Source organism: Streptosporangium sp. NPDC050284 (assembly GCF_044459525.1).
Lineage (GTDB): Bacteria > Actinomycetota > Actinomycetes > Streptosporangiales > Streptosporangiaceae > Streptosporangium.
Genome location: NZ_JBITIZ010000001.1, coordinates 1,016,708 through 1,017,306, shown reverse-complemented (window position 1 = coordinate 1,017,306; position 599 = coordinate 1,016,708). Strand labels below are relative to the sequence as shown.

The window sequence follows — 599 nt, the reverse complement described above, 5'->3', positions numbered from 1 at the left end:
GGGCGCGGCGCGGGGCGGGGGCGGGGGGGCGGCGGCGCGGGGCGCGCGGCGGGGCGGCGGCGGGTGGTCGGCGGCCCGCCCCCCGCCCCCCCCCCCCCCCGGCCGGATGGGCGCCCCGGGACCGGGGCGTGATCGCGCTCCACCCCTCACGAGCGCCCCCAGGGGGGCGACGCCGGATCGGCCAGGCGACGACCGCGCCCGGAGCAGGCATGTTTACCCCCTCCTCTGGAGGAGAGGGGACCTGTCGAAGTGGACAAAACTTCACAACGGGAGGGATAACACCATGGGTCACGACGACAAGATCGCCAACAAGACCGAAGAGCTCGGGGGCAAGGTCAAGGAAGGCGCGGGACGCGCCACCGGTAACGAGCGGCTTGAGGCCGAAGGCAAGGCCGACCAGACCGAGAGCAACCTCAAGCAGGCAGGGGAGAAGGTCAAGGACAGTGCGAAGAAGGTCAAGGACGCCTTCAAGAGCTGACTCGCGACTCATATGGCGGTGGGGGGGGGGGGGGGGGGGGGCCCCCCCCCCCCGGGGGGGGGGGGGGGGGGGGGGCCCCCCCCCCCCCCCCCCCCCCCCCCCGGCCGAGGGGGGGGGGGGT

At 76.5% G+C, this 599-nt stretch carries 1 protein-coding gene; it reads left to right on the top strand.

The features are described 5' to 3' along the window. Positions 1-283 precede the first annotated feature (283 nt). Positions 284-478, top strand: coding sequence for a CsbD family protein (locus tag ACIBH4_RS04355; RefSeq protein ID WP_362505991.1), 195 nt, complete (start codon positions 284-286; stop codon positions 476-478). Positions 479-599: the final 121 nt, after the last annotated feature.